The organism is Haemophilus parainfluenzae (assembly GCF_003252755.1).
GTDB classification, from domain to species: Bacteria; Pseudomonadota; Gammaproteobacteria; order Enterobacterales; family Pasteurellaceae; genus Haemophilus_D; species Haemophilus_D parainfluenzae_N.
This window is the reverse complement of the sequence record NZ_QEPT01000001.1, coordinates 244553-265362: the sequence shown is the minus strand read 5'-3', so window position 1 is coordinate 265362 and position 20810 is coordinate 244553. Positions and strand designations below refer to the sequence as shown.

The following is a 20810-nucleotide window of genomic DNA, read 5'->3' as shown; positions in this document are numbered from 1 at the left end:
TCCTCTAACTTTTCCCCAATCTTTCCCAAAATCCAGTCACTTTCTGACTAAATTTTTTCACAGAAAAGAGCGGTATTTTTTCTTCTTTAATGAAAACGTTGTCGTTTTCATAACAAATCCACTGAAAGTCATTAATCCGTAACCGTTTATGTTTGATTAATAGATCAATTTGTGACCGATTAATCATAAACCCGACAGGTAAAAGTGCATTTTTTACCTTTTGTTCAATTTCTGAACGGTTACAGTTACTGACACAAGTCCAAGCGTCGCTACGCTCCTTGTTTGTTTCGGTGGTCTCCGCATTGGCATCAGTTGCAACATCTGCCACTGTGCCTTTTTTGATAACCCAATTTTTAAGTTTGGTTCTTACGCTTGCAAAACTGAAACGATTTTTCACCCCCACAATTTTTTTTCTTGTTTCGCCGTATTGGTTCGGCTCGCGCTCTTCATATTCCACGCACAATGGCTGATCTTCACGTTTAGCCATTGCGCCCCCTTGCAACTCTAAATAGCTTGCAAAACAAGACACATCACAAACCGCTTGCGCGTCTGCAATGGTCTTATCATCCACATCATCTAACTGCCATTTCTCTAATTTGCGTAATTCACGCCACACAGAAATTGGCGGATTGCCGTAAAACTGGAATTGACGAATGCCCCAAAGGTTCGCCCACGCACGCACACGTTGCACGTTTTCGTCAAGTTTCAATCCTTCCACTTCGTCCGATGTTTCATCTTTCTGATTGCCCGCATAAATGTTTTTAGCAATGTATTTCGCAATATAAGAAACGGCAGAACCTTTTGCAGGGTCAATTTCATCGACTCTGCAGCGGTGTTTTTTCGCCCCGAATTCATCACCGTCTAACTCTAAGGCTTTTGATTTGAATAACCGGATCACTTCTTCTTTATCTTCCGCTTTCACATACACAAGCAAGTGCCAGTGCGGTGTGGCGTCATGGTGCGGCTCAACGCCACGCATGCCAAAAAAGCCGATGCCACGTTTAGCAAACAATGCCCGCAACTGCGCCCAATTCTTGCTTAAATAAGCGTGCGTTGTGCGTGGGTCTGCACCTTTCCATTTCTTGTTATTTGTGCCGTTGTTATGCGTTGCATGGAAAGATGAAGGGGCAGTCATAGTAAGGAATAATGACACATAGCCTTTTTCTGTTGCCCATTCGTCCACGCCACGCAAGCGGTTCATCATCTCGTTAAAACGGATGGCGGGATTACCGGAAGATTTTTGCCACATTGCCATCAATTCCACCTGTTCGGATGGATCGTCAATGTTTTCAATAATCATCTGTTTTAAATACTCAAGATTGGCTTTCTGTTGATTGCGGTAATCGCTCAATGCGCCTGTTGAAATATACGGGCTGACTTTTGCCGATACTTCACCGCAACCAATCGCCAAATGCTCGATAAGGCGTTTTTGTGTGCTGCGTAATGTGCGGAACCAGTATTTTTCGCATACCACACGCAACAATTCGCCTTCTTGTTGTTGCACTGAAAGACGTTTGCCTTCTTCTAGGCGGTGTTGGCTTTTAAGTGGAAAGCCAATGTTTTTGCAAACATCGGCACAAAGGCGGTGCAGTTCACTGCTTAAACGTGAAAAATCGACCGCACTTAATAGCCCAACGGCTTTTTGATTGGCACAATCTTCCACGAAATCGCTTTGCAATCCGTTGAAGTGCAAGGCGAGCTTGTAGGCGATTTCTTTTAATTGGCGTTCGCCTAAGAGATAAAAATGCAAGCCTTGACTATCCACAGGCTTTTGCATGGCCAAATTGGCTGAATAGTGTTTGCGTTCAAGCAACCACGAAACAGAAATGCAATATTGCTCAAAAACGGCTTCCAAACGATTGGTCAAAACATCACGCAAGGTTGTGTTGGCAATGCGGGCTTGTTTATTGCCTAAGCTAAAACTAATTGACCCATCATCTTTCACACTGCGATAAGCACGCAACCACACATTGCGGAAGTGTTCGCGTTGGCGTTTGCGCGGTAAATCTGAAAGCAGTTTTTCAACATAATCAAAATGATTCGGGGCAACCGCAAACAGCTCAATTTGTGCGGCTGTTGCTTGTGGCAAGTCTAAAGTGCGGCCAGTTTTAACCGCACTTTCCATTCTTGCCAAACGAGTTTCTTCCATCGCTAAATCACGTTTAGCGATGTTATTGTCTCGTTGTTGCTCCCAGTTCATCATGTTATTTCTATGCTCTTTGTAAGTTGGCTAAATATTCATTGTGTTGATCAAAGTAATCTTTAATGGCTTGATTGGTTGAGTTGATCGCACTTTCCATTTCAGTGAGTGAAAGCACTTCATATTGTGCTAAGGCAAAGTTGCGGACTTCATTCACTGCACCAATGATGGTGTTATGTAATCGCCCAATCACTCTTGCTTTTTGTTTTCGCCAACCATCACTATCTGCGACAATCTCTAACACTTGAAAGCGGTCGCCAATCTTGGTGATTTGCAATTCGGCTCCGCAATCTAAATTGATGTAAATATCGGTACTCATTTTGTTTTCTCCTTAAAAGTGCTTGCTTATCCAACTTGCCAACCAACACAAGGCGGCATCTAATAATGCGGCGGCCATAAAACAGCCCAACATCACCACCGCTAATCCAATGAAAAAATCACTCATTGCCTTTCTCCAAAAAATCCTTGAAATCTAACTGTCTGCTTTTTCTTACCTTGATTGCGCCTGTATCAATGGCGGCTTTAAAACAACGATCTGCACGTGCAAAGCACCAATCTTCATCCGGTGTACTTGGTGCTAACTGATAGGCTTTGCGCCAAAACTGTGCGGCTTTTAAAAATTGTTCTGCACGTTCTGCTTCTGCTGCAGTTTCGCTTGCCGTTCTAAAGGCGATAAATTTTGTTCTCATGCTGTTTTTCTCCGTGGATTGGCTTGCCATTGCTCCCAATCTCTGTATTTTTGTAAAAATATTTGGCGTGCTTTTGTCGCTAAATCACCGTTTTCAATAAATTCGTTAAATGCCTGTCTTGCTTGTTCTTCATCGCCTTTATCTAAGTGATAGATGTAAGCGAATAATTTTTCCTGTGCCTTATCGAGTTTTTGATAATATTCCTTTGCCACAATGCTCAATGCGCCACGGCTTAAAATCACGGTTGCCATACTTCCCCCTAATTCAATGCTTTATCAATCAATGTGAATTCGCGTTCGGTAATGCCTTTCGGAAACATCCCCGAAATCAACCGCACTTTGCGAAACGCCTTGGCGATTTTGCGTTGTCCGTTTTCGGTGTAGTGGTGTAGTTTCTCGCCTGAAAATGTGGTGCTAACTAAATCATTGATGTCGAGTTCTGCCATTGCCAACAGGATTTCTCTTTCGCCTTGTGAAAGGTTGCTGAAAGCGTATTCCACGCGATAGCGACTTTTACCGATCACATGGCGGCAATCGCCCCAACTTTGCACAGGCTCAACCACAATTTGATTTTCTTTGCAGAATTTTGCCGCCGCACTTTCTTTGCCTGAAACGTACATCACATGGCCCCTTGCTTATTTACCTTGAACCCAACTTAACCAACGACCAAACATCCCTTGCTTGCTCCAACTTGCTTTTTCAAGCAGTGCCACACGGTCGGAAAGTGTTTCATTCAATAGCACTTGTTGTTGGTTTAAGTTGATTTGATGTTGAAGATGACGTTTAATTGCTTGGTTCTGCACTTCCAACGCTTTCACACGCTTTTCTAACTGATACACATTCACACGTTCTTTGTGTGTTTTCCCGTTGTCGTACACATAGTTTTTACGTGACATTTTCTTGTTCTCCCTAAATTTTGGTTGCAAAAATCCTGTCGCATGAATTTCTTCAAACGACTGTGTTTAAAAATCTTGATTGAAGTTAAAGACTAGATGTCGATTTCTTGCTGACGCTCGTCAATCTGATTTAACGGCTTATTCGCACTTAATGCTTCTGGGCGGTCGTTATAGATTGGCGTTCTTACTCTTGTAATTTGGCTTTGCACTCTTAATTCTGTGCCGCAGTTGTTGCAGTAAGCCAACACGTCGATTGACAATAAACCGATCTTTTCGGAAGTTCGCACACGGATGTTATTACTTCCGCAATTTGCGCATTTATGATCTACGTTCACTATTTACCACCTAATTTGTTATACTCAATTTGATTTATTCACGATTAACAAAGGAACCGACACTATGAATGAAGAACAATTTATCGAATTGACCGTAGAAAATTCACAAAATCGCCTACGCATTCACGCCCTTGAGCAAATTCTTGCTCTGTTTTTGCATCATAAAACTGACCAGCAGCATCACGCACTTCATCAATATTACGAATACATACGCGACCAGCATCTAAACAATTTTTCTCTTGATGAAGATCAAGCAGAAAAGATTGAAGCAATATTTGACGCGCTTGAAGATGTTCTACAGAAGTAGAATCGTCATAAAATAACGTGAATGAAAGACGGTATTTGCCGTCTTTTGTTTTGCGAAGAAGAAATTTTCCGCCCGCTTGAATTGCTGTTTCACCCATACACACCACCTTTTCTATTTAACTATTCCGAATCACTGCCCAATCCACATCAGGGCGTAAATCTTCGGCTCTTACTTTGCCTTCTGTTGCTTTGATAATGGCGGGAATATATTTCACATCCATTTTTCCACCGCAAAGCCACTTAAGCACCGCTGTTTGGCTCACTCCGCAAGCTCTAGCAAGAGAAGATTGCCCGTTGCAAAGTGCAACTGCTTGTTTAATTCCTTTCATAAAACTACCTATAAAACTAAAGTTTGAAATATATTAATCTGAAAGTTTTAATATTGCAATAACTTTTTTGATGATATTTTATAACTTAGGTTTTAAACTATCACACTAAAGGAGAAAAAATGCCTGATTTATCTACACGCTTTAAAACTTTACTTTACGAAAAACATCTTTCAATGAATGCTTTTGCAAAGATGATTGGAGTTTCTCAACCATCAATCGCAAAGATTGCAAATGGTGAAACAAGAAACCCTAAAAATATTTTAGAAATTGCGACCGCACTTAATGTGGACCCGCATTGGCTAAAAACAGGGGAAGGCGACCCTGATCCGTCTTATCGCATTGTAGAAGTGAGCGAACCGCAAAACCCAAACACAGTGCGGGTTGATATTTTGGACGTGGAAGCGAGTGCCGGAAACGGGGCATATTTAAGCCCAACCGAACAAGGCTTGCTTTCACAAGAATTTGATTTGACGTTCTTCCGTCAACAATTTGGACGTGCTGATGCAAAACATTTGAAGTTGATCACAGTGAAAGGGGATAGCATGGCACCAACCCTTGAAAGCGGTGATTTGCTTTACGTGGATATTTCCGAAAATTACTTTGCCGCCGATGGGCTTTATGTGTTCACCTTTGACGGCCAAACATTCATCAAGCGTTTGCAAAAAGTGGGAAAAGAAATGCTCGTCATTTCCGACAACCCAACCTACAAAGAATGGACATTCACGCAAGATGATGATGTATTTATCCACGGTCGTGTTGTTTTCAGCATGCCGATGAAGTGGCGGAAGTGGTGATTTATTTTAAAAAAACAAACCTAAGGAAACCCTAATGAAAAAGTCACTGCTAATTCTAACCGCGCTTTTGTCTATCTCATCTTCAGCTTTTGCTGCGAATTTCCCGCCAACCTATAAGAAAGCGTTGAGTGGGCTAGATATTCTTGAGGCAGAACTGCAAGGAAGTTTTTTATCAGTGACATTTAACCGCGACGAAATCGGCAAACAGATGCTAGAAAGTGTTGTGCATGGGATTTGTTATGAAACCTATTTAGATAAAAAGTTTGCTAAAAAATTAGATCTAAAGCGTGTCATGATTATGAATAAGCATTATACGCGTAGCTTTAATTTTGAAACAGATGTGAAGCAATACTGCGAAAATGTTGGCAAACTTAATAGCGAAGAAGCGAAAAAACAATACCCATTTGATAGCTATGTTTCGGAGCGTTAGAGATGAAATCACTTTGTTTAATTCTAACCGCACTTTCACTTGCTTTCTCAACAGTAACCTTTGCCAAAAGCAAAAAAGCGGATGCGGAACAGTTTAGTTGTGCTGATAGTAAATATTGCAAAGAGATGACTTCTTGCGCTGAAGCTAAATTCCATTTAAACGAATGTGGTGAAAGCCGCTTGGACCGTGACCACGATGGCGTGCCTTGTGAGAATGTCTGCCGATGAAGTGGCGGAAGTGGTGATATATGCAATCTTTTAGTTATAAGTCAAAATTGATATGGATGCGTCTTGTTAGAAAACGGACAAGACGAAATTCAAGAATTTTATTTAATCGGCGGGAAATTAGAGCGAAACGCTTAAAAATATCACTGATTGAAAAGAAACTTATTCGGCATAACATCCCCTGTATTAAAGCCCCTGAAATTTTAGCTTTATCCCCAGCTGGATTGAGTAAAAAAGAAGCGAAGCGTGGCACAGAGCATACTCGCTTTGTGAGATTTAAGAATGAGTTGCAGGCAACAGCAGATCGAGTGTGCAAGTCAGGCAAAAATCAAATGATGATTTCTTTTTTAGAAACTCAATATCTTTATGCTGATGCTTGCGTGTTATTAATTGCGGTGATTGATTCATTAAAAACGCAATACCCTCAACTTCGTTTTTTAGTTCAACGACCAAATAAAAGTCTCCAGAATCACAGACCAACAAGAGACAAATATAATACATTTAATGTTGATGCTGTCTTTTGTCATATTGGGCTTTATAAATTGCTTGGTTATGATTATACGACTAAAGTAAAACATAAATATGTGCAATCGTGGCATTATGTTTGTAGCGATGAGGCAAATGGCGATGTTACCAATCCTATTTTTGATGAATTGGAAAAAATGGAATTGGCAAATTTAAGCGAACTTTATGGCGGCGTGATAGAAGGCATTTCAAATGCTGTTGAGCATGCTTACAATAAAGACATCAAAACCGAACGAAACTTTGTGCTAAAACGATGGTGGATGTTGATTGCTGAAATTAATGACGAATTTATGCTTTATGTTTGCGATTTAGGGCATGGCATTCCTAACACATTAAGATTTAACAAAGACCCTTCGTTATTGCAAGCTGTTTTTGATAAAGTGAAGGGGTTAGCAAGCACGGATTGTCGTGACATAAAAGCGGCAACACTTTTAAAGGCAACTAAAACAAATTTGGCTTATCGTGGCAAAGGTGGGCAAGATATTAAAACATTTATTGATAAAACCCCTCATAGTCGGATGAGTATCTATTCCAATCGTGGTTTATATCGTTATAATAATAATGTGAAGAGAGTTAAAGAAATGCTTTTAGATAATAAACTCTCAATTGATGGAACTTTGCTGCATTGGGCAATACCATTCAAGAAGAAGGATAAACTATGACTATTTTATATGTAAAAGATTTTAGTACAACACCAGGCGCGCGTTATCGTCATTTAGGGAAAGCGAGTGGCGAAGAATTTAGAGATGACGTGCTTGTGCCTGAATTTGAAAAAAACAAGAATCTTATTGTTAATTTAGATGGTGTGCGTGGTTATGGATCATCATTTCTTGATGAGGCCTTTGCGGGGCTTGTGAGATTGAATAAATTTAGTGAAGATGAAATAAAAACGCTCGTTTCTAATATTCAATCAACGAATCAATCATGGATAACAGAACTTACTGGGTATGTAAATGATGCACTCAGTGCTGAGGGTAGTGAGGGTAAATAGTGGAAGGCTTTCCTTTCTTTGAATCAATTGTTGTTCCTTTTATTGTCTCGATTTTAACAAGCGGAACAACTTGGTTTTTCGCTGTTCGGAAAAGTCGCAATGAATATCGAAACAGTCTTATTGATGGAATTGATGATAAATTAGATAAGATTTACCAAAATGCCGTTGAAATATCAAACGATTCTTATTCTGATGCAAATTATCATTATATGGTTTATGAGGTGGATAACTTAGAAGCAAGCTTGCTTAAGATAGAAAAAGATCTTGCAAAATTTAATTTTCTTGTGCTTAAGCGAATTTTAACGGACCATATTTTCCATTCCACTGATAAAAAAAAGGTTTTAACCCAACTATCTTCTGGTTTTCAGAATGTGAAAAAAAATTTAAATAAACGTTTTTTATAGCTTGCTTATGCAAGCTATTTTTTCACTTTTTTCACGTCCACTTCTTCATCTTCCACTTTCAATTCGCATTCAATTTGACTGGTAAAGCCAGCGTCTGAAAGATTGTGCGTCACTCTTGTGATCAGCCAATTTGTGGCATCAATTTCGGCTTTAAAGCCTGAAAGTTCAATCGGCGTTTCTGGCATTAAATCAGGTTCACCAAAGGCGAGATTAAGGCTAAATGTTGCCACGCCACGTTTAAGCTTATCAAAGGCGGATTTGGCTACAGTGATAGCTCTAGCTTCTGAAGGATAAGTAACACGAAGACTTTTAATTTTATCATTGTCACTTTCCACTGTGGCTTTCTGTTCAATAGTGTTATATTTTATTTTAGTTAGTCGTCTGCCTTTCACTGTGCCATTTTTCAGCGTTCTGCCTTTCGTCATACGCTGTTTTTTCACAATCTTAGTATTTTTATCTATGATAATTTCGCCACGTTTGCCTGTGGCCGTATCATGCCAATACGCCCGCACGGCTTTGTAGTTTTCACTTTCGGCAATGGAGAAATTGTAGTTGTCACCACTTTTGCGAGTGATTTTACGCAGTGGAATCGGCTTGCCTGTGGCAGTTTTGCCTTGTCCTAATGGCATAAATAATAGCGTACCATTTTTAACGGTGCACATCGCCCCGTGCTCTTCTGCCAGTCGGCTTAATAGATTAATGTCGCTTTCGTTGGTTTGGTCGATGTGGTCGATTAAGCGGCTTGCAAGCTCTTCCGCCACTTGGCTTTTGAGTTTGTTCCCTTGTGCAATTTCGTTGACGATTTCGCCCAATTTCTTCTTATGAAATGACCGTTCTTTTTGTTCTGTTAATGTGCCTTTTAAATCGGCGGCTCTTGCGCGAATGGTTAGCCTGTCGGCTGAATTTGCTCCTCCAGAAAACTGCACTTCATCGACAGAATATTGTCCCTTATCAATCAGCGGTGCGCCTTTCCAACCCAGTGCAAGGCTGATTGTGGCATTGCGTGGCGGCAAAGCCAGTTTGCCGTCATGGTCGGATAATTCTAAGTCGAGCGTGTCCGCTTCTAAGCCGCGATTGTCGGTTAAAGACAGATTAATCAAGCGGCTTGATACCACTTGCGTGATGTCTTGCTGTTTGTTGTCTTTTGTGGTGATCACCACTTTAAAAGCGGGTGTGCGGTGATTGTCGTTAAAATCTAAGCCTAACATTACAGATTACTCATTAAACTGTCTGCAATGGCAATCAACATCGGATCATCAGTGCGTTTTAGGTTCATGGTGAAGTCAATGGCACGGGGTGCGCCATCGCCAAAGAATTCTGTGCGGGTTTCTTGGATATTTTCAATCACAAAAAAGCCTATAATCTCAAAGGTTGCGCCGTCAATCAGTGGAAAGGCACCGCCACTATCAGCCATTAATTCCAACGCTTTAATGGAAAATCTGCCGCCCGTGATTTCGGGGATAAGTCGCCCGCCGATTGTCACGGTTTCGCTTTCCTTACCGGTGAATTGTGATTTCGGCATCGCCCCCACAATCGCATTGGTTGGATGTCGCCACGTTGATGTGCGGTCTAAGCTTTGGAAAGGCACGGTTTGCCGTGTAAAAACGAACATACCAAGCGCGGCTAAAGCAAAGTTTTGAAACATTATTTATTATCCTCAACTTTGACGGTCATTAACATCAATAAAACATCAATAAAAATAACCCATCCCCACCCGTCAATATTGTGATACATCAAAAACGTGGCGTATCCTGTGACGGCAATAATTGATAAAAAATAGAAAAAGAAGATTATAATTGATTTCATGTTTTATCCTAAAGAAAAGTGCGGTCAAAAAATCCCGTGATTCCTGACCGCACTTGGTGAATTAGCGAAAGAGAAATGCAATGCCGAAAATCACAAGCAACCAAAAAACAACAAGTGAGATTAACAGCCCACGCCATACAATATGCCGTGGCATATTTAATACATAATCAATCAGTTTCTGTTTCATTTCGTTCCCTTGCTTTTTCTCGCCATGTCATTAATTCGGCAAATGTCATTTGCTCAAAGGCTTGTGGTTGCCAATGGAAAATTAATGCAATGTCCGCCATGGCATCTTCTACCGTGGCGGCAATCATTATTCGGTCGCTTCCGCTTCCGAATTCTTCCCTAAAAAACCGACAGCCACCGCCGCAAGCTCGGTGAAGTCTGCCACTTCCATTGTAGAGAAGTCAGATTTGTGCAACACAGGATTTGTCACGCGAGTGAGCAACACTTGCAATGCGTCCACGTCCATTTGCAACACGTCAAACATTTTCAAGCCTTTTAATGCCGGCACGGTGGGTTTGTTGACGGTGATTTCTGTGATTTTGTTTTCGCCACGCACAAGTGGATTGGTTAATGTGATCACTTTGCTGTTTTCGTTTTTCATGATTTCTACCTTTAAAAATGCCACGCTTTAAGCGTGGGGGGAGTATTTAATAAAAGCCCCTTGCGGGGCTCGGTGGTGATTAGATGCCAATCGCTGAACGGTGTTCTGCCAAGCGGTCAGTGCCGCCGACAATAAAGATTGAGTTGAGTAAATCAATCTCGACTAAATCTTTGCCGTTTTCGATGATTTTGTAATAGGTTAATGGCACGGTGTAGCTTTGTTCGGTGTCATCGCCTGATTTGCTTGTGCCGTTGTCAATTTCACTGAAACGACCACGCATAATCAATTCAATAGCGGTGACTTCTTCTGTGTCGTCTTGTTGATATGCACCCGCAAAACGTAATGCCGAACCGTCAATTTTGCCGCCAAATTCTTTAATGAGTTCGGTCATATAACCGCCCATTTTGAATTGCGCTTCCAAGCCTTCCACACCTAAATTAACTTTTACTGGACCAATCATGCCGCCTGCACGGTATTCTTCCAGTTTCATTGCCAATTTAGGTTGGGTGATTTCGGTGACTTGGCCACGGTAAGAATTACCGTCAGCCAAGAAGTTCATGAGTTTTAATTTACGTGGTAAAGCCATTTGTTATGCTCCTACTTTGGCAATCTCTGCGGCGAATTCCACAAGGTATTCATCGCTGATGTATTGGTTAAAGCCTAATTGTTCTAATGGCGGAACAGGGCAGTAATCATAAGACACAAGTAATTTTGCATCTTTTAATGTGGCGGCAGTGTTCAGTGATGAATTGATAAATGCTTTACCACCGACTAAGTAACCTTTCGCCACATATTCACGCCATTTCGCATTAATCGCTTCCACGATTTCTTTCACCAACATCACACTGATGTTTTTATCTACTGCCCAATCAAAGGATTGTGCGATAGTGTCTTTCAACACTTGTGCGGTGCGGGTGTAGTTTTCGTAGATGAATAACTTGTCTGCTGAACAGGTGCGTAATCCCCATAGCTTGAAGCCATTGTGATTCACACAACAAGTGATGCCTTGTTCGTTTAAGTAGTTGACATCGGTCGCACTGTCGTTAATGTCAAATGAAAGTGGTTTAGTCACGCCAGTGACGCCAGTTAAACCTTTGTTAGAAATGCAAGTGTGCCAGCCGTATTCTTTATCTTGATACGCTCGCATTGCTGCTGCACGGACGACTGCATAATCCACTTCAGTTGCTTTGGTGTTCGGGTTGAACGATAAGAAATCACCAAAGATCAGCATTAATTCACGCTGTGAGAAATTACGTCTATAAGTCACCGCTTCTTCTTTGGTTTTTGCCGAACCGCACGATGCATACACAAAGCCATTGAGTTTTTTCGCTACGCTTAACAATTCAGTGGTTACGTCTTGGCTGTCATACTTCGGCACGCAGAAAATACGCGGTTTCACGCCACAAACGGCAGCAGATACCAAGAACGCTTTCAAGCCAGTGTAATTGCCTTCGCTGTCCACTGTGCCGATGACGTTTGCTTTCATGGCGCTTTCATCTTCGCTTTCTTCCACACGAATGACGACCACTTTACAATTCACGATGTCCGCAATGCCATCTAGCGCACGAGATAATGTGCCTTGTTTACCGGCTTTCGCTTGTACTTCGGCGGTGATACCTGTTAAAAGAGTGGGTTTATTGAGTGGGAAAACAGTTGCGTCTGCATCTGCTGCCGTTGCCACTAAACCGATCACGGCAGTGGATGATGTGGTGAGTGTTCGCAAGGCTTCGGCAATTTCCGTTACCTTGACCCCATGGAGATATTCATCAGACATAATTTTAGCCCTATGGTTTCTATGGTTTGAAAAGATGTGGGTATTTTGTAAGGATTTGAAATAGAGGGGTAGCGCTTGGCGTTGTGGTATTTAAACTAACAAAGGGCGATTAGGTAGAGTCGGAGGGATAAAAACGGCAGAATTACCCGCCGTTTGTCTTTAGTCATCATGTTTAAACATTGCCCCTAATTGATTTGGGCTAAATCGCCAACCGCTCTCGCCACCGAGAATCGCATTAAAACACCATTCGCTACAAAAATATTTTGAGCGTTTTTGTTTGATTCCAAGTACGATTCCTAGTGCGCCCCACCAGTCGTATTTACAACCTAAAGTGCGGTCAAAATAGGCTTCAATTTGTTGCTCGGTGACCTCGTTGAGTGGGATTAAATCCCATTTGGTGCTATCGGACACATCAATTTGTTTGCAACGCACCCCGCCATCTTGCACAGATGACGAGTAACAGTTATACACTGTTGCATGCTCATAATGATGCCCGTTGGTAAATTCAATGCGTTCTACGGCGATTTCACAGTGGGAATATTTGCCTTTGGTAAAAAATCGAGTAATGCGGTCGGCGATTGCTTTAACTGGCTCTTTGCGCCAGTCTCGCTTGTGTTTATACATTGCCAAATAAACCTTAGCCATTTTGGTATGCCTCCATCAAGTTATCCATTTGTTTGATAATGTCATCATGGATTGATTGCAGTTGCTCTAGTGTGAGATTAGGGGCTTGGAGTTCATACTTGCGCATACGTTGGTTGGCAAGCTCCATTTGTAGTTTTTCGAGCCCTGCTGCCTGTGTCAAAATCAGATTTGTTGCGGTCTTATTATCCAGTCTCGCACGTTGTGCAAAATCGGTGATATATCGACTGCACTCGCCTTGATAATTCGTGGATTTGTAGGCTTCCGCTGCTGCTTGACGCTCACGATATTCCGATTCGAATCGAGTCCATGTGCTGTAGATTTTTGCCGCATGATTGTCAATTTGCTCAATAAAGCTGTCACGCTTTGTCGATAAAAGTAAAGTCAAATCCACCTTGATATCTTCGGATACAAATTGACCGTTGATAAATTTAACTTTCCCCGTACTTTTGTGACAAAACTGTGTATATTGTTCGTCGGTCAAGGCGGTTAATTTTGTAAAATCCAAATGAGGATAAACCGCTGCCAGGTCGCCGTCGATGATTTCAAAATTACCTAATTTATCTAATACATTAATATAAAAAGCCATTTTTAATAACCCTCAATAACAACATATAAATCAACGATTTCATCGGCATCCCCTGTAAATCGTCTCGTGTTGATATACACATTACCTTTATCGTTACCTTGTTCGCGGATCGCCCATGCACTTATCCATTCGCCAGCTTCACTCACATAGGTTGTTGAGGTAGTTGGATGCGTTGTCCGTACCATCTGTGGCATAGCGGAAAGAATTTTATTTGGCATCGCTGACCATAGCGGGATTTTGATTAATGGATGGCGATAACCTGCATTGGCATAACCTACCGTCGGGGATTCGGCATCAAACCACATAATTCTGAAATTTTTTAAATGTAGGATTTGGACAATTCGCCCATCAGGGTAAATGGTAACACTGCCAGTTAACGTAATAGTTTTGCTTTTTCCGTTATCCCAATTTGATGTCCCATTGATTGTGCGGTTATAATCGCGACGATGCACATTTTTAATATCTTCAAGCAGTGCTAGAGTCCCTGTTTTTTTAGGCACTTTAACCACATTTACATTTTGATTGTCTCTTGTGCGATAAATCAGATTTAAAAATTGATTTTCGGAGTCTGGAGTCGACTCAATTATGGCAATTTTGGATTTGTTGTGGAGGATAACACCAGCATAGTCATTACCTCTATCAATCTCTAAATTACCTGTAATTTTGCCACCAGTTAAAGGCAGATAAGACCCTTCAACCCATGATTGATAAGCAACGGTATCTCCATTGTCGCCAACGTGCGGGAATGCTAGATACATTCTTTTCCCGCCACCATCGTAAAATGCGTTAAATCTCCGCTGGCCAGCCTCATGGCTATTTGGATTTGCCTCAAATGTCCATTTGCCTTGCTTAGTACCTATTTCAAATCCTGCCCAAGAGTTTTCATTTTCCGAATTAAATCTTAGTTTGCCGGTTATTGTGTCGCCATTTTTAGACACTCGACCGTTTGCATTATTGTTAGCATCATTAGCAGATTTTTGTGCGGCGGTCGCTTTTGATACGCCGTCATTTGCTGTACGTTGAGCATTATCTGCAGCATTGTTAGCATCATTAGCAGATTTTTGTGCGGCGGTCGCTTTTGATACGCCGTCATTTGCTGTACGTTGAGCATTATCTGCAGCATTGTTAGCATCATTAGCAGATTTTTGTGCGGCGGTCGCTTTTGATACGCCGTCATTTGCTGTACGTTGAGCATTATCTGCAGCATTGTTAGCATCATTAGCAGATTTTTGTGCGGCGGTCGCTTTTGATACGCCGTCATTTGCTGTACGTTGAGCATTATCTGCAGCATTTTTGGCTTCCACGCCTTTGTCATAAGCAGTTTTGACCGCTTTTGATGTTGCTACATTATTTTCGTCGTTGCTATTGACTGCGGATGATCGTTTGTTAAGAGGGATATAGTTATTTAACGCAAGCTGCACCGTCGCAATCAGTTGCGCGAGTTTTTTCCCAGCTTTTGCGGTGAGCGCAAGAGATTCACTTTCAAGTCCTGTGTCGTTGGTGAGTTGGGTTATACCTTGTTGTGTGGTGCTTGCTTTATTAATTTCGTGGCTGTGCCCGCTTTCATCAAATCCATTTTGCGTTGTGGCAGTAATGGTTTTTGGTGCCATTTGTTGGCGGGTGACAAAAATCACACTGTTATCGATGGATAATGTCACTGCACTAGAGGATTCTACTTTTAAGATCATCCGTAGTACTTGGACTTTACCACTTCCGCTACTTTCTGTCGGTTTAAAACTTTCAGGGCAGTTTGCGTAGGCAATGAGTTTATTTTGTGAGTCAAATACGCCCATTTCTCGGATATAAAAACCGCCGACATTTTCAGGGATGGTTAATTCAACGATCACTTGTTTATTATTGCGAGGGTCGAGAGAGACGGCACTGACTGGCGCAATGTGCGTTTGATGTACGAGAGCTGTTGCACTCGCCGTTGGTGTGACCGCTTTCCCATTGCCATCGCCTACAGCAAATTGGGTGAGTTGTAACGGTTGCCCTTGGCTTAATGCGTGAGCGATAGCACGTGTTCCGTAGTCGGTTAAGATTGCAAAATATTGTGATGCCATAAATATTCCTATTGTGGATATATAGTGATGATTTCACCACATTGTTGACCAATAAAGGTTCTGAGAGCACCTGTTGGTGAGATTGCGATAGCGAGCTGATTGAGATGTCTTGAGACGGGTTTAACATCGTTAATAAGTCGCACGAGTTCGTTATAGGTTTGTTCATTCAAGCCACTTTCAGACACTTCTACGGTTAAGCTAAATGTTCCTGGCGTGCCTTGCGGATTAGTTTGAAACCATTCTTTCAGTTCAATGAGATAGCCTATTGGCTCAACTACACGTTTTACTGCGCCAATCGTGCCTTTGTGTTTGTGCACAAAATAAGATTGTTTAATCGCAATGCGTTTAACTTCTTCCGTCCAGTTTTCGTCCCATTTATCCACTGAAAACGCCCAAGCTAAATAAGGCAGTAAATCAGTAGGACAGCGTTCAGGGTTGATTAAATCTGCAATAACAATAGGATTTTCTACCGCACTTTTTAGAATTTCTGCCGCACGTTTTTCTAATGGAGTTGAACCTATCGGCAGTAAATGATTAGTAATCATCACTTGTCACGATCTCCAAATTAATTGCCGTGCAGTAGGCTGATTTTGAGCTTGGTAGCACAATGTCGGCGGTAGGCGAGATAAGTTCTACCCGTTGTACACCTTCCAAGTGTAATGCGGCATAAATACCCGATAGGCTAATGTCTCGCCCTAAACGGTGTTTTTCTTTGGTGTAAGCGGTCAATTTTTTTAATGCAGCCGCTTTGATTGGCTCGTATTCAGGGCCACGATAAAGATGTAATTTGGCGCGGATTTCGTAGGATTGGATCACCGCACTTTGGACAATAACGCGGTCGCCAATAGGACGTATGTCATCATCGTTGAGTTTTGTTCTAACTACATTTAAAAGGCTTTCATCAGCCTCGCCTTGACCATTACGGCTTAAAATCGTGACGGTGACATTGGCTGGCTGTGGTGATGCCACAGACACATCTGCAACATCGGGGTGTGCAGAGAGTGCGTGGAAGATATAAGCAGAGCGAGGACCTGCCACAGAAAGCCCCTCAAAGGCTAATTGCGTGCGCAATCTTAATGAGGTGTCATCTTCTAAAATTTCGGGGATTTGAGGCGTAACATTATTATTCGCCTCTTGAATGACTTGTCTTTTCACATTGTAATTGGCTGCAATCACATCTAAATCTGAACCGCTTGCATAGGCTAACATTGTGGCTTTTGCCGCGTTATTGATGCGGTTTCTTTCCATCAACTGTAAGTAAACCACTTCTTGTAATAATTTCGTGATAGGTTCACTTTCTAAACTTAATCGTGCTTGCCAAAATTCCCTTTCATCTTGTGGGAAAAGCGCGATAAATTCCGCTTTTCTGTCTGCGAGCAAACTTTCAAAATCTAAATCTTCTAGCACTTTCGGTGCATCTAGTTTTGATAAATCGACTAATTCGCTCATTGTTTATGTCCTAAAAATAGTTTTTCGTTGTGCATTTCTTGGTTATCTTTACGACTGCGTGCGACATAACTTGCCACAATGCCACCTTCAACCAATTCAGGTTTAAATTGTGTGATCTGTACGCGTGGCTCCCAGCGATTAATTGCAGTGACGGCACAAGCCGCTAGTTGTAATAACAATGTGTGGCTAATTGGGCGGTCTATTAACATTTGGATTAAGCTGCCATATTCACGCCGCTGAATGCGCGAGCCAACAGGCGTTAGCAAAATATCGGCAATGGATTGTTTAATGTGGTCGCTTTCGTTTTTTAATTTTTCGCCAGTGTATCGATTCATGCTATGCCTTCGCGTTAGAGGTTCGTTGGCCATCGCCTTGTTCAACGTGAACGTGGTTTTGTAAACTAATTGAGCCACCTTTAATATCACCGCTTGCGGTCACACTGCCTTGTGTGCTGATATTGCCTTTTGTGGTGCTTGTGCCTGAGGTTGATAAAGAGCCGTCAATATTCACATTGCCTTTGATATTGATAGTAGGGCAGTCAATATCAATTTGATTAGCGGCAGTAATACTGGCGGTTTTGATACCTGTCACAACCAATGCACCACTTGATTGGTTATAGGTAATTTTGGCACCGTCAGCAAATTCAATTACGTGTTCATCGGGCGATTGGCTTGGGCTATTTTGTGTATAAAGCCCAACTAATATGCAGGCAGTAGTAAATTCGCCACTAACCGATAACATCACACATTGTTCGCCCACTGTAGGCGGCGACCAGGTTTTAGTTGTGCCCGCTCGAAATGTAACGAAGGGTAAAAACTCTGTGAGAATATCACCGCTCTTTACGCGAGCACGTGCGGTGGCGTAATTCACTTCAGCAATCACCCCAAAGCGGATAATGTTGTCTAGTTTTCGTTGTAATTCAGCAGACATAGGCATTCACAATTAAAGAATATGCCTTATTGTTGGCAATATTGTGTGATGTGGCGAGTGTAGTGGCGTGTGGAATAGTAGGTAACAAAAAAGGGCTTGCGCCCTTTTATTATGCTCTGTCCCACATAGAACTCCGCGCTCTTGCTTTGCGTTGGTTTTCGATGCGTTGTATTTCTTTTGCCACTTGTTGTGCTATGGCTCGTTCGTCCATGCCTTGTGCGGCATGGATGGTGATATTTACGCTCATTGGTTGGCTGGATTGCGTCACCACTGGACGAGCAGAAATTGGCGCACGAGTATCAACTTGCACAGGGGCGGCAGTTGCAACGCTGATACCTAAACCGCCCGCAATCAGTGCTTGTTTACCGTAATTAAGGGCATTAAGTGTATTGATGCCAAGGCGTGATGTGGCTTCTTTGGTCATCACGTATTCGCCCCCGTGGACAATGCCCATGGGTTCATATTTGCCACCATTGCCAGTGTAGCCCCCTGAAGAATACATATTCGAATCAGAAAGTGCATCGAGTGTTCTTTCAGTTATACTTCCTGATTTGATAACCTTATTTGTTTCTTCATTTCTTGATTGTTTGGCATTTTCAACAATTTTTGCTCCCGCTTGAATACCTGGCATATTATCGATTACCCATTTAATGCCATCCATTAATAGCTGTAATGGTTTGAGCGCAAAATCAATACCTGCTGCTATCCATTCGCCAAATTTTTTACCCGCACTGGCTGCAGCATCTAAATCATCTTTAGTACTTTGTACTGGAGACAATAAATCAGTAAACCATTTCACCGCTTTTTCAATCCAGCCAACGACGACACTAAATGCGGTGCCAAGCGGTTGGAATTTTTCAAGGACGGGGGCGAGACCTGATTTTAAGCCCTCCCAAAAACCGCCGAAAAAGGCTTTGATTGGATTCCAGAATTTATAGATTAAGAGTCCCGCACCAATAAAAGCTGCGCCGCCAAGTGACAGAACATAAGGCAGAAGTTTTAGAGGGGAAAGTAACCATCTTGAGATTGCACCGCCGACATCTATAACTTTCCCCATAAATTTAGGTAAAATAACATCCAATTTTGACAATCCAAGAACAATCCTTGCGATTGGGTAGAACACAAAACTTGTTAAAAGACTCAATGCGCCGAGTGCCGTGACCGCCCCTGCCATTGCCGCGCCCCATTTAACGATTTTTGCGGTCAATTCTGGATTTGCTTTTATCCATTCATTGACTTTTCGCACCATTTCAGTGATTAATTGAACACTGGCGCGCATATCGTCAGAAATAGTGTCATAAATAGCAATGCCGACAGCCTCACGGGCTGATTCAAGGTTTTTAATGTCACCGAGTAAGTTATCTGCCATTGTTTGCGCAACTTGTTCGGCTCTACCCGCAGAATTTTTTAATTTATCTGTAAATTCCTGAATACCATTTACGCCCGCTTGTTTGACTAATTCAACCATTGCCGTTGCGGCTTCAGTGCCAAAAATGGCTTTGTAATATGCCATTCTGTCACCGGTTCCCATTTTGGCGGTTTTACGCTCCACATCTATCAAAATATTAGTTAAAGCGCGCATATTTCCACGACTATCTTTGGCGGACACACCTAGGCTTTTCAATGCTTTTGCGGCTTGTTTAGGTGGTGCGGCAAGTCTTAACATAGCAGAACGCAACGATGTACCGGCTTGTGTACCTTTTATCCCCACGTTACCCAATAAGCCGACCATTGCTGACATGGTTTCAAAGTCTTGGCCTGTTGCCGTGGCAATCGGTCCAAGATATTTCATTGTGTCGCCCAAGCCTTCAAGGGTAGTGTTTGAGCCAGAAAATGTGGCTGTGAGTACATCCGCAACCCGACCCATTTCGTTAGCGGAAATTTTAAAACCTGAGGAAATATCTGAAGAAATATCAGACACTTGCCCCATTTCTATTCCTGCGGCTTTCGTCATAGATAAAATAGCTGGCATTGATTTTTCGATTTGGTCAGCATTAAAACCCGCCATGGCTAGATAGCCTTGACCTTGTGCGACTTCACCCGATGTAAATGATGTTGTCGCACCAAGATGAATCCCTTGATTGCGTAAACGTTCAAGCGCGGCGGCTTGTTCTGGGTTCGCTTTACTCAATCCTGTTAATGCTTGCACGCGCGAAAAGTCTTGTTCAAAGTCAAGTGCAGGTTTAAGCATGACACCTGACAGCGCATTTGTCACTGTTCCTGCTATTATTGAGCGCTGTCCGAATGTTCGTAACTGGTCGCTTTTATTTTTTAAATTATCCACGCTTTCGCGGTAAGATTTATATTTTGCTTGTCGCTGATGCAACTTTGCCATTGCTGCATTTTGTTTTTCGATTGCCGCCGTTGATTGTTTAATTTTTTGCTTTAGTTTTTCTTGGCTTTCCTTGAATTTTGACGTGTCAAATCCGCCTTGTCTTAGTGATTGGCGCAATTCGTTCAGTTTTTTCCGCTGATGTTCTTGTGCTTGCGCTAATCGGTGTGCTGATTTATGCGCGGATTCGACTTGTCTTTTTAATGCTGCTGTCGGTGCGGCAGTATTTTTTAATTGTTCGGCTAATTTCTTCGCTTTTTCTCGCGCTTCTACAAGTTTTTGATTGTTTTGTTGTAGTGCGTTTTCTAATCGTTTAAATGAATTAGCGGTTTTTTCTTGCTGTTGTAATTTATTCAGCTCGGTTGTTGTGTTTTTTACTTTTTTCTGCAAAGAATCAAGCTGTTTTTGTACGCTTTTTAATGGCGTGGTGAGCCTATCTACTGCATCTAAAACAAATTTCAACTCTAAACTTTTCATATTTTCTCGCTTTTTCTTG

At 42.0% G+C, this 20810-nt stretch carries 29 protein-coding genes; 6 read left to right on the top strand and 23 right to left on the bottom strand.

Annotated features, from left to right (window positions below; all coding sequences use genetic code 11):
* Nucleotides 1–4 precede the first annotated feature (4 nt).
* The 9 genes from DPV95_RS01305 to DPV95_RS01265 all read right to left on the bottom strand — a co-directional run bounded on the left by DPV95_RS01305 (nt 5) and on the right by DPV95_RS01265 (nt 4754).
* Nucleotides 5–2203, bottom strand: coding sequence for a replication endonuclease (locus DPV95_RS01305; protein ID WP_111406514.1), 2199 nt, complete (start codon nt 2201–2203; stop codon nt 5–7).
* Nucleotides 2204–2210: 7 nt separating this feature from the next.
* On the bottom strand, nt 2211–2519 hold the full coding sequence (locus tag DPV95_RS01300; RefSeq protein WP_005700155.1) for a hypothetical protein: 309 nt from the start codon (nt 2517–2519) through the stop codon (nt 2211–2213).
* Between the two features lie 118 nt (nt 2520–2637).
* On the bottom strand, nt 2638–2889 hold the full coding sequence (locus DPV95_RS01295; RefSeq protein ID WP_111406513.1) for an ANR family transcriptional regulator: 252 nt from the start codon (nt 2887–2889) through the stop codon (nt 2638–2640).
* Nucleotides 2886–3140 (bottom strand): hypothetical protein, encoded by a 255-nt coding sequence (locus tag DPV95_RS01290; protein ID WP_049367455.1) that lies wholly within the window; start codon nt 3138–3140, stop codon nt 2886–2888. Before DPV95_RS01290 ends, DPV95_RS01295 begins: the two co-directional genes overlap by 4 nt.
* A gap of 8 nt (nt 3141–3148) precedes the next feature.
* On the bottom strand, nt 3149–3508 hold the full coding sequence (locus DPV95_RS01285; RefSeq protein ID WP_111406512.1) for a hypothetical protein: 360 nt from the start codon (nt 3506–3508) through the stop codon (nt 3149–3151).
* A gap of 15 nt (nt 3509–3523) precedes the next feature.
* On the bottom strand, nt 3524–3784 hold the full coding sequence (locus DPV95_RS01280; RefSeq protein WP_049372666.1) for a hypothetical protein: 261 nt from the start codon (nt 3782–3784) through the stop codon (nt 3524–3526).
* A 92-nt stretch (nt 3785–3876) separates the two neighbouring features.
* The gene (locus tag DPV95_RS01275) at nt 3877–4119 is read right to left on the bottom strand and encodes a hypothetical protein (RefSeq protein ID WP_080351297.1); all 243 of its coding nucleotides are present in this window, start codon (nt 4117–4119) and stop codon (nt 3877–3879) included.
* An 80-nt stretch (nt 4120–4199) separates the two neighbouring features.
* The gene (locus DPV95_RS01270; RefSeq protein WP_243583144.1) at nt 4200–4523 is read right to left on the bottom strand and encodes a hypothetical protein; all 324 of its coding nucleotides are present in this window, start codon (nt 4521–4523) and stop codon (nt 4200–4202) included.
* An 18-nt stretch (nt 4524–4541) separates the two neighbouring features.
* Entirely contained in the window at nt 4542–4754 is a 213-nt protein-coding gene (locus DPV95_RS01265; protein WP_014064343.1) for a helix-turn-helix domain-containing protein, read from the bottom strand.
* A gap of 119 nt (nt 4755–4873) precedes the next feature.
* Between DPV95_RS01265 and DPV95_RS01260 the strand changes: the two genes are divergently transcribed.
* The 6 genes from DPV95_RS01260 to DPV95_RS01235 are packed head-to-tail and all read left to right on the top strand — an operon-like array spanning nt 4874 to nt 8122.
* On the top strand, nt 4874–5548 hold the full coding sequence (locus tag DPV95_RS01260) for an XRE family transcriptional regulator (protein WP_111406510.1): 675 nt from the start codon (nt 4874–4876) through the stop codon (nt 5546–5548).
* A 34-nt stretch (nt 5549–5582) separates the two neighbouring features.
* Nucleotides 5583–5978, top strand: a complete 396-nt coding sequence (locus DPV95_RS01255) for a hypothetical protein (protein WP_111406509.1) — start codon at nt 5583–5585, stop codon at nt 5976–5978.
* 2 nt (nt 5979–5980) lie between these two features.
* Nucleotides 5981–6205: an excalibur calcium-binding domain-containing protein gene (locus DPV95_RS01250; protein ID WP_111406508.1), complete on the top strand. Its 225-nt coding sequence runs from the start codon at nt 5981–5983 to the stop codon at nt 6203–6205.
* Between the two features lie 20 nt (nt 6206–6225).
* Nucleotides 6226–7389: a hypothetical protein gene (locus DPV95_RS01245; protein ID WP_133253130.1), complete on the top strand. Its 1164-nt coding sequence runs from the start codon at nt 6226–6228 to the stop codon at nt 7387–7389.
* The gene (locus DPV95_RS01240; RefSeq protein ID WP_111406506.1) at nt 7386–7718 is read left to right on the top strand and encodes an STAS-like domain-containing protein; all 333 of its coding nucleotides are present in this window, start codon (nt 7386–7388) and stop codon (nt 7716–7718) included. Before DPV95_RS01245 ends, DPV95_RS01240 begins: the two co-directional genes overlap by 4 nt.
* Nucleotides 7718–8122 (top strand): hypothetical protein, encoded by a 405-nt coding sequence (locus tag DPV95_RS01235; protein ID WP_111406505.1) that lies wholly within the window; start codon nt 7718–7720, stop codon nt 8120–8122. Before DPV95_RS01240 ends, DPV95_RS01235 begins: the two co-directional genes overlap by 1 nt.
* Nucleotides 8123–8136: 14 nt before the next feature.
* On the opposite strand, the gene DPV95_RS01230 is transcribed toward DPV95_RS01235, so the two are convergent.
* From DPV95_RS01230 to DPV95_RS01165, 14 genes are all read right to left on the bottom strand, one after another.
* Complete coding sequence (locus DPV95_RS01230; RefSeq protein ID WP_111406504.1) at nt 8137–9330, bottom strand: phage late control D family tail protein; 1194 nt, start codon at nt 9328–9330, stop codon at nt 8137–8139.
* Nucleotides 9330–9767 (bottom strand): phage tail protein, encoded by a 438-nt coding sequence (locus tag DPV95_RS01225; RefSeq protein ID WP_005700061.1) that lies wholly within the window; start codon nt 9765–9767, stop codon nt 9330–9332. The genes DPV95_RS01230 and DPV95_RS01225 overlap by 1 nt, the downstream gene beginning before the upstream one ends.
* A 328-nt stretch (nt 9768–10095) precedes the next feature.
* Nucleotides 10096–10242 (bottom strand): GpE family phage tail protein, encoded by a 147-nt coding sequence (locus DPV95_RS01220; protein WP_111406503.1) that lies wholly within the window; start codon nt 10240–10242, stop codon nt 10096–10098.
* Nucleotides 10242–10535 carry a phage tail assembly protein gene (locus DPV95_RS01215; protein ID WP_007242702.1) on the bottom strand — a complete coding sequence of 98 codons (294 nt, stop codon included), beginning with the start codon at nt 10533–10535 and terminating at the stop codon, nt 10242–10244. The genes DPV95_RS01220 and DPV95_RS01215 overlap by 1 nt, the downstream gene beginning before the upstream one ends.
* Nucleotides 10536–10614: 79 nt before the next feature.
* A complete protein-coding gene (locus tag DPV95_RS01210) occupies nt 10615–11121 on the bottom strand; it encodes a phage major tail tube protein (RefSeq protein ID WP_005700105.1) in 507 nt (168 codons plus the stop codon).
* A gap of 3 nt (nt 11122–11124) precedes the next feature.
* Entirely contained in the window at nt 11125–12309 is a 1185-nt protein-coding gene (locus tag DPV95_RS01205) for a phage tail sheath subtilisin-like domain-containing protein (RefSeq protein ID WP_111406502.1), read from the bottom strand.
* Nucleotides 12310–12468: 159 nt separating this feature from the next.
* Nucleotides 12469–12954 carry an enoyl-CoA hydratase gene (locus DPV95_RS01200; RefSeq protein WP_111406501.1) on the bottom strand — a complete coding sequence of 162 codons (486 nt, stop codon included), beginning with the start codon at nt 12952–12954 and terminating at the stop codon, nt 12469–12471.
* The gene (locus DPV95_RS10585) at nt 12947–13540 is read right to left on the bottom strand and encodes a hypothetical protein (RefSeq protein ID WP_243583143.1); all 594 of its coding nucleotides are present in this window, start codon (nt 13538–13540) and stop codon (nt 12947–12949) included. The genes DPV95_RS01200 and DPV95_RS10585 overlap by 8 nt, the downstream gene beginning before the upstream one ends.
* Nucleotides 13541–13542: 2 nt before the next feature.
* Complete coding sequence (locus DPV95_RS10580) at nt 13543–15603, bottom strand: phage tail protein (protein WP_243583142.1); 2061 nt, start codon at nt 15601–15603, stop codon at nt 13543–13545.
* Nucleotides 15604–15611: 8 nt separating this feature from the next.
* Nucleotides 15612–16148 (bottom strand): phage tail protein I, encoded by a 537-nt coding sequence (locus tag DPV95_RS01185; protein WP_111406500.1) that lies wholly within the window; start codon nt 16146–16148, stop codon nt 15612–15614.
* Nucleotides 16138–17052: a baseplate assembly protein gene (locus DPV95_RS01180; RefSeq protein WP_111406499.1), complete on the bottom strand. Its 915-nt coding sequence runs from the start codon at nt 17050–17052 to the stop codon at nt 16138–16140. Before DPV95_RS01180 ends, DPV95_RS01185 begins: the two co-directional genes overlap by 11 nt.
* Nucleotides 17049–17387, bottom strand: coding sequence for a GPW/gp25 family protein (locus DPV95_RS01175; RefSeq protein WP_111406498.1), 339 nt, complete (start codon nt 17385–17387; stop codon nt 17049–17051). The genes DPV95_RS01180 and DPV95_RS01175 overlap by 4 nt, the downstream gene beginning before the upstream one ends.
* A gap of 1 nt (nt 17388) precedes the next feature.
* A complete protein-coding gene (locus DPV95_RS01170) occupies nt 17389–17988 on the bottom strand; it encodes a phage baseplate assembly protein V (RefSeq protein ID WP_111406497.1) in 600 nt (199 codons plus the stop codon).
* Between the two features lie 103 nt (nt 17989–18091).
* Nucleotides 18092–20791, bottom strand: coding sequence for a phage tail tape measure protein (locus tag DPV95_RS01165; protein ID WP_111406496.1), 2700 nt, complete (start codon nt 20789–20791; stop codon nt 18092–18094).
* Nucleotides 20792–20810: the final 19 nt, after the last annotated feature.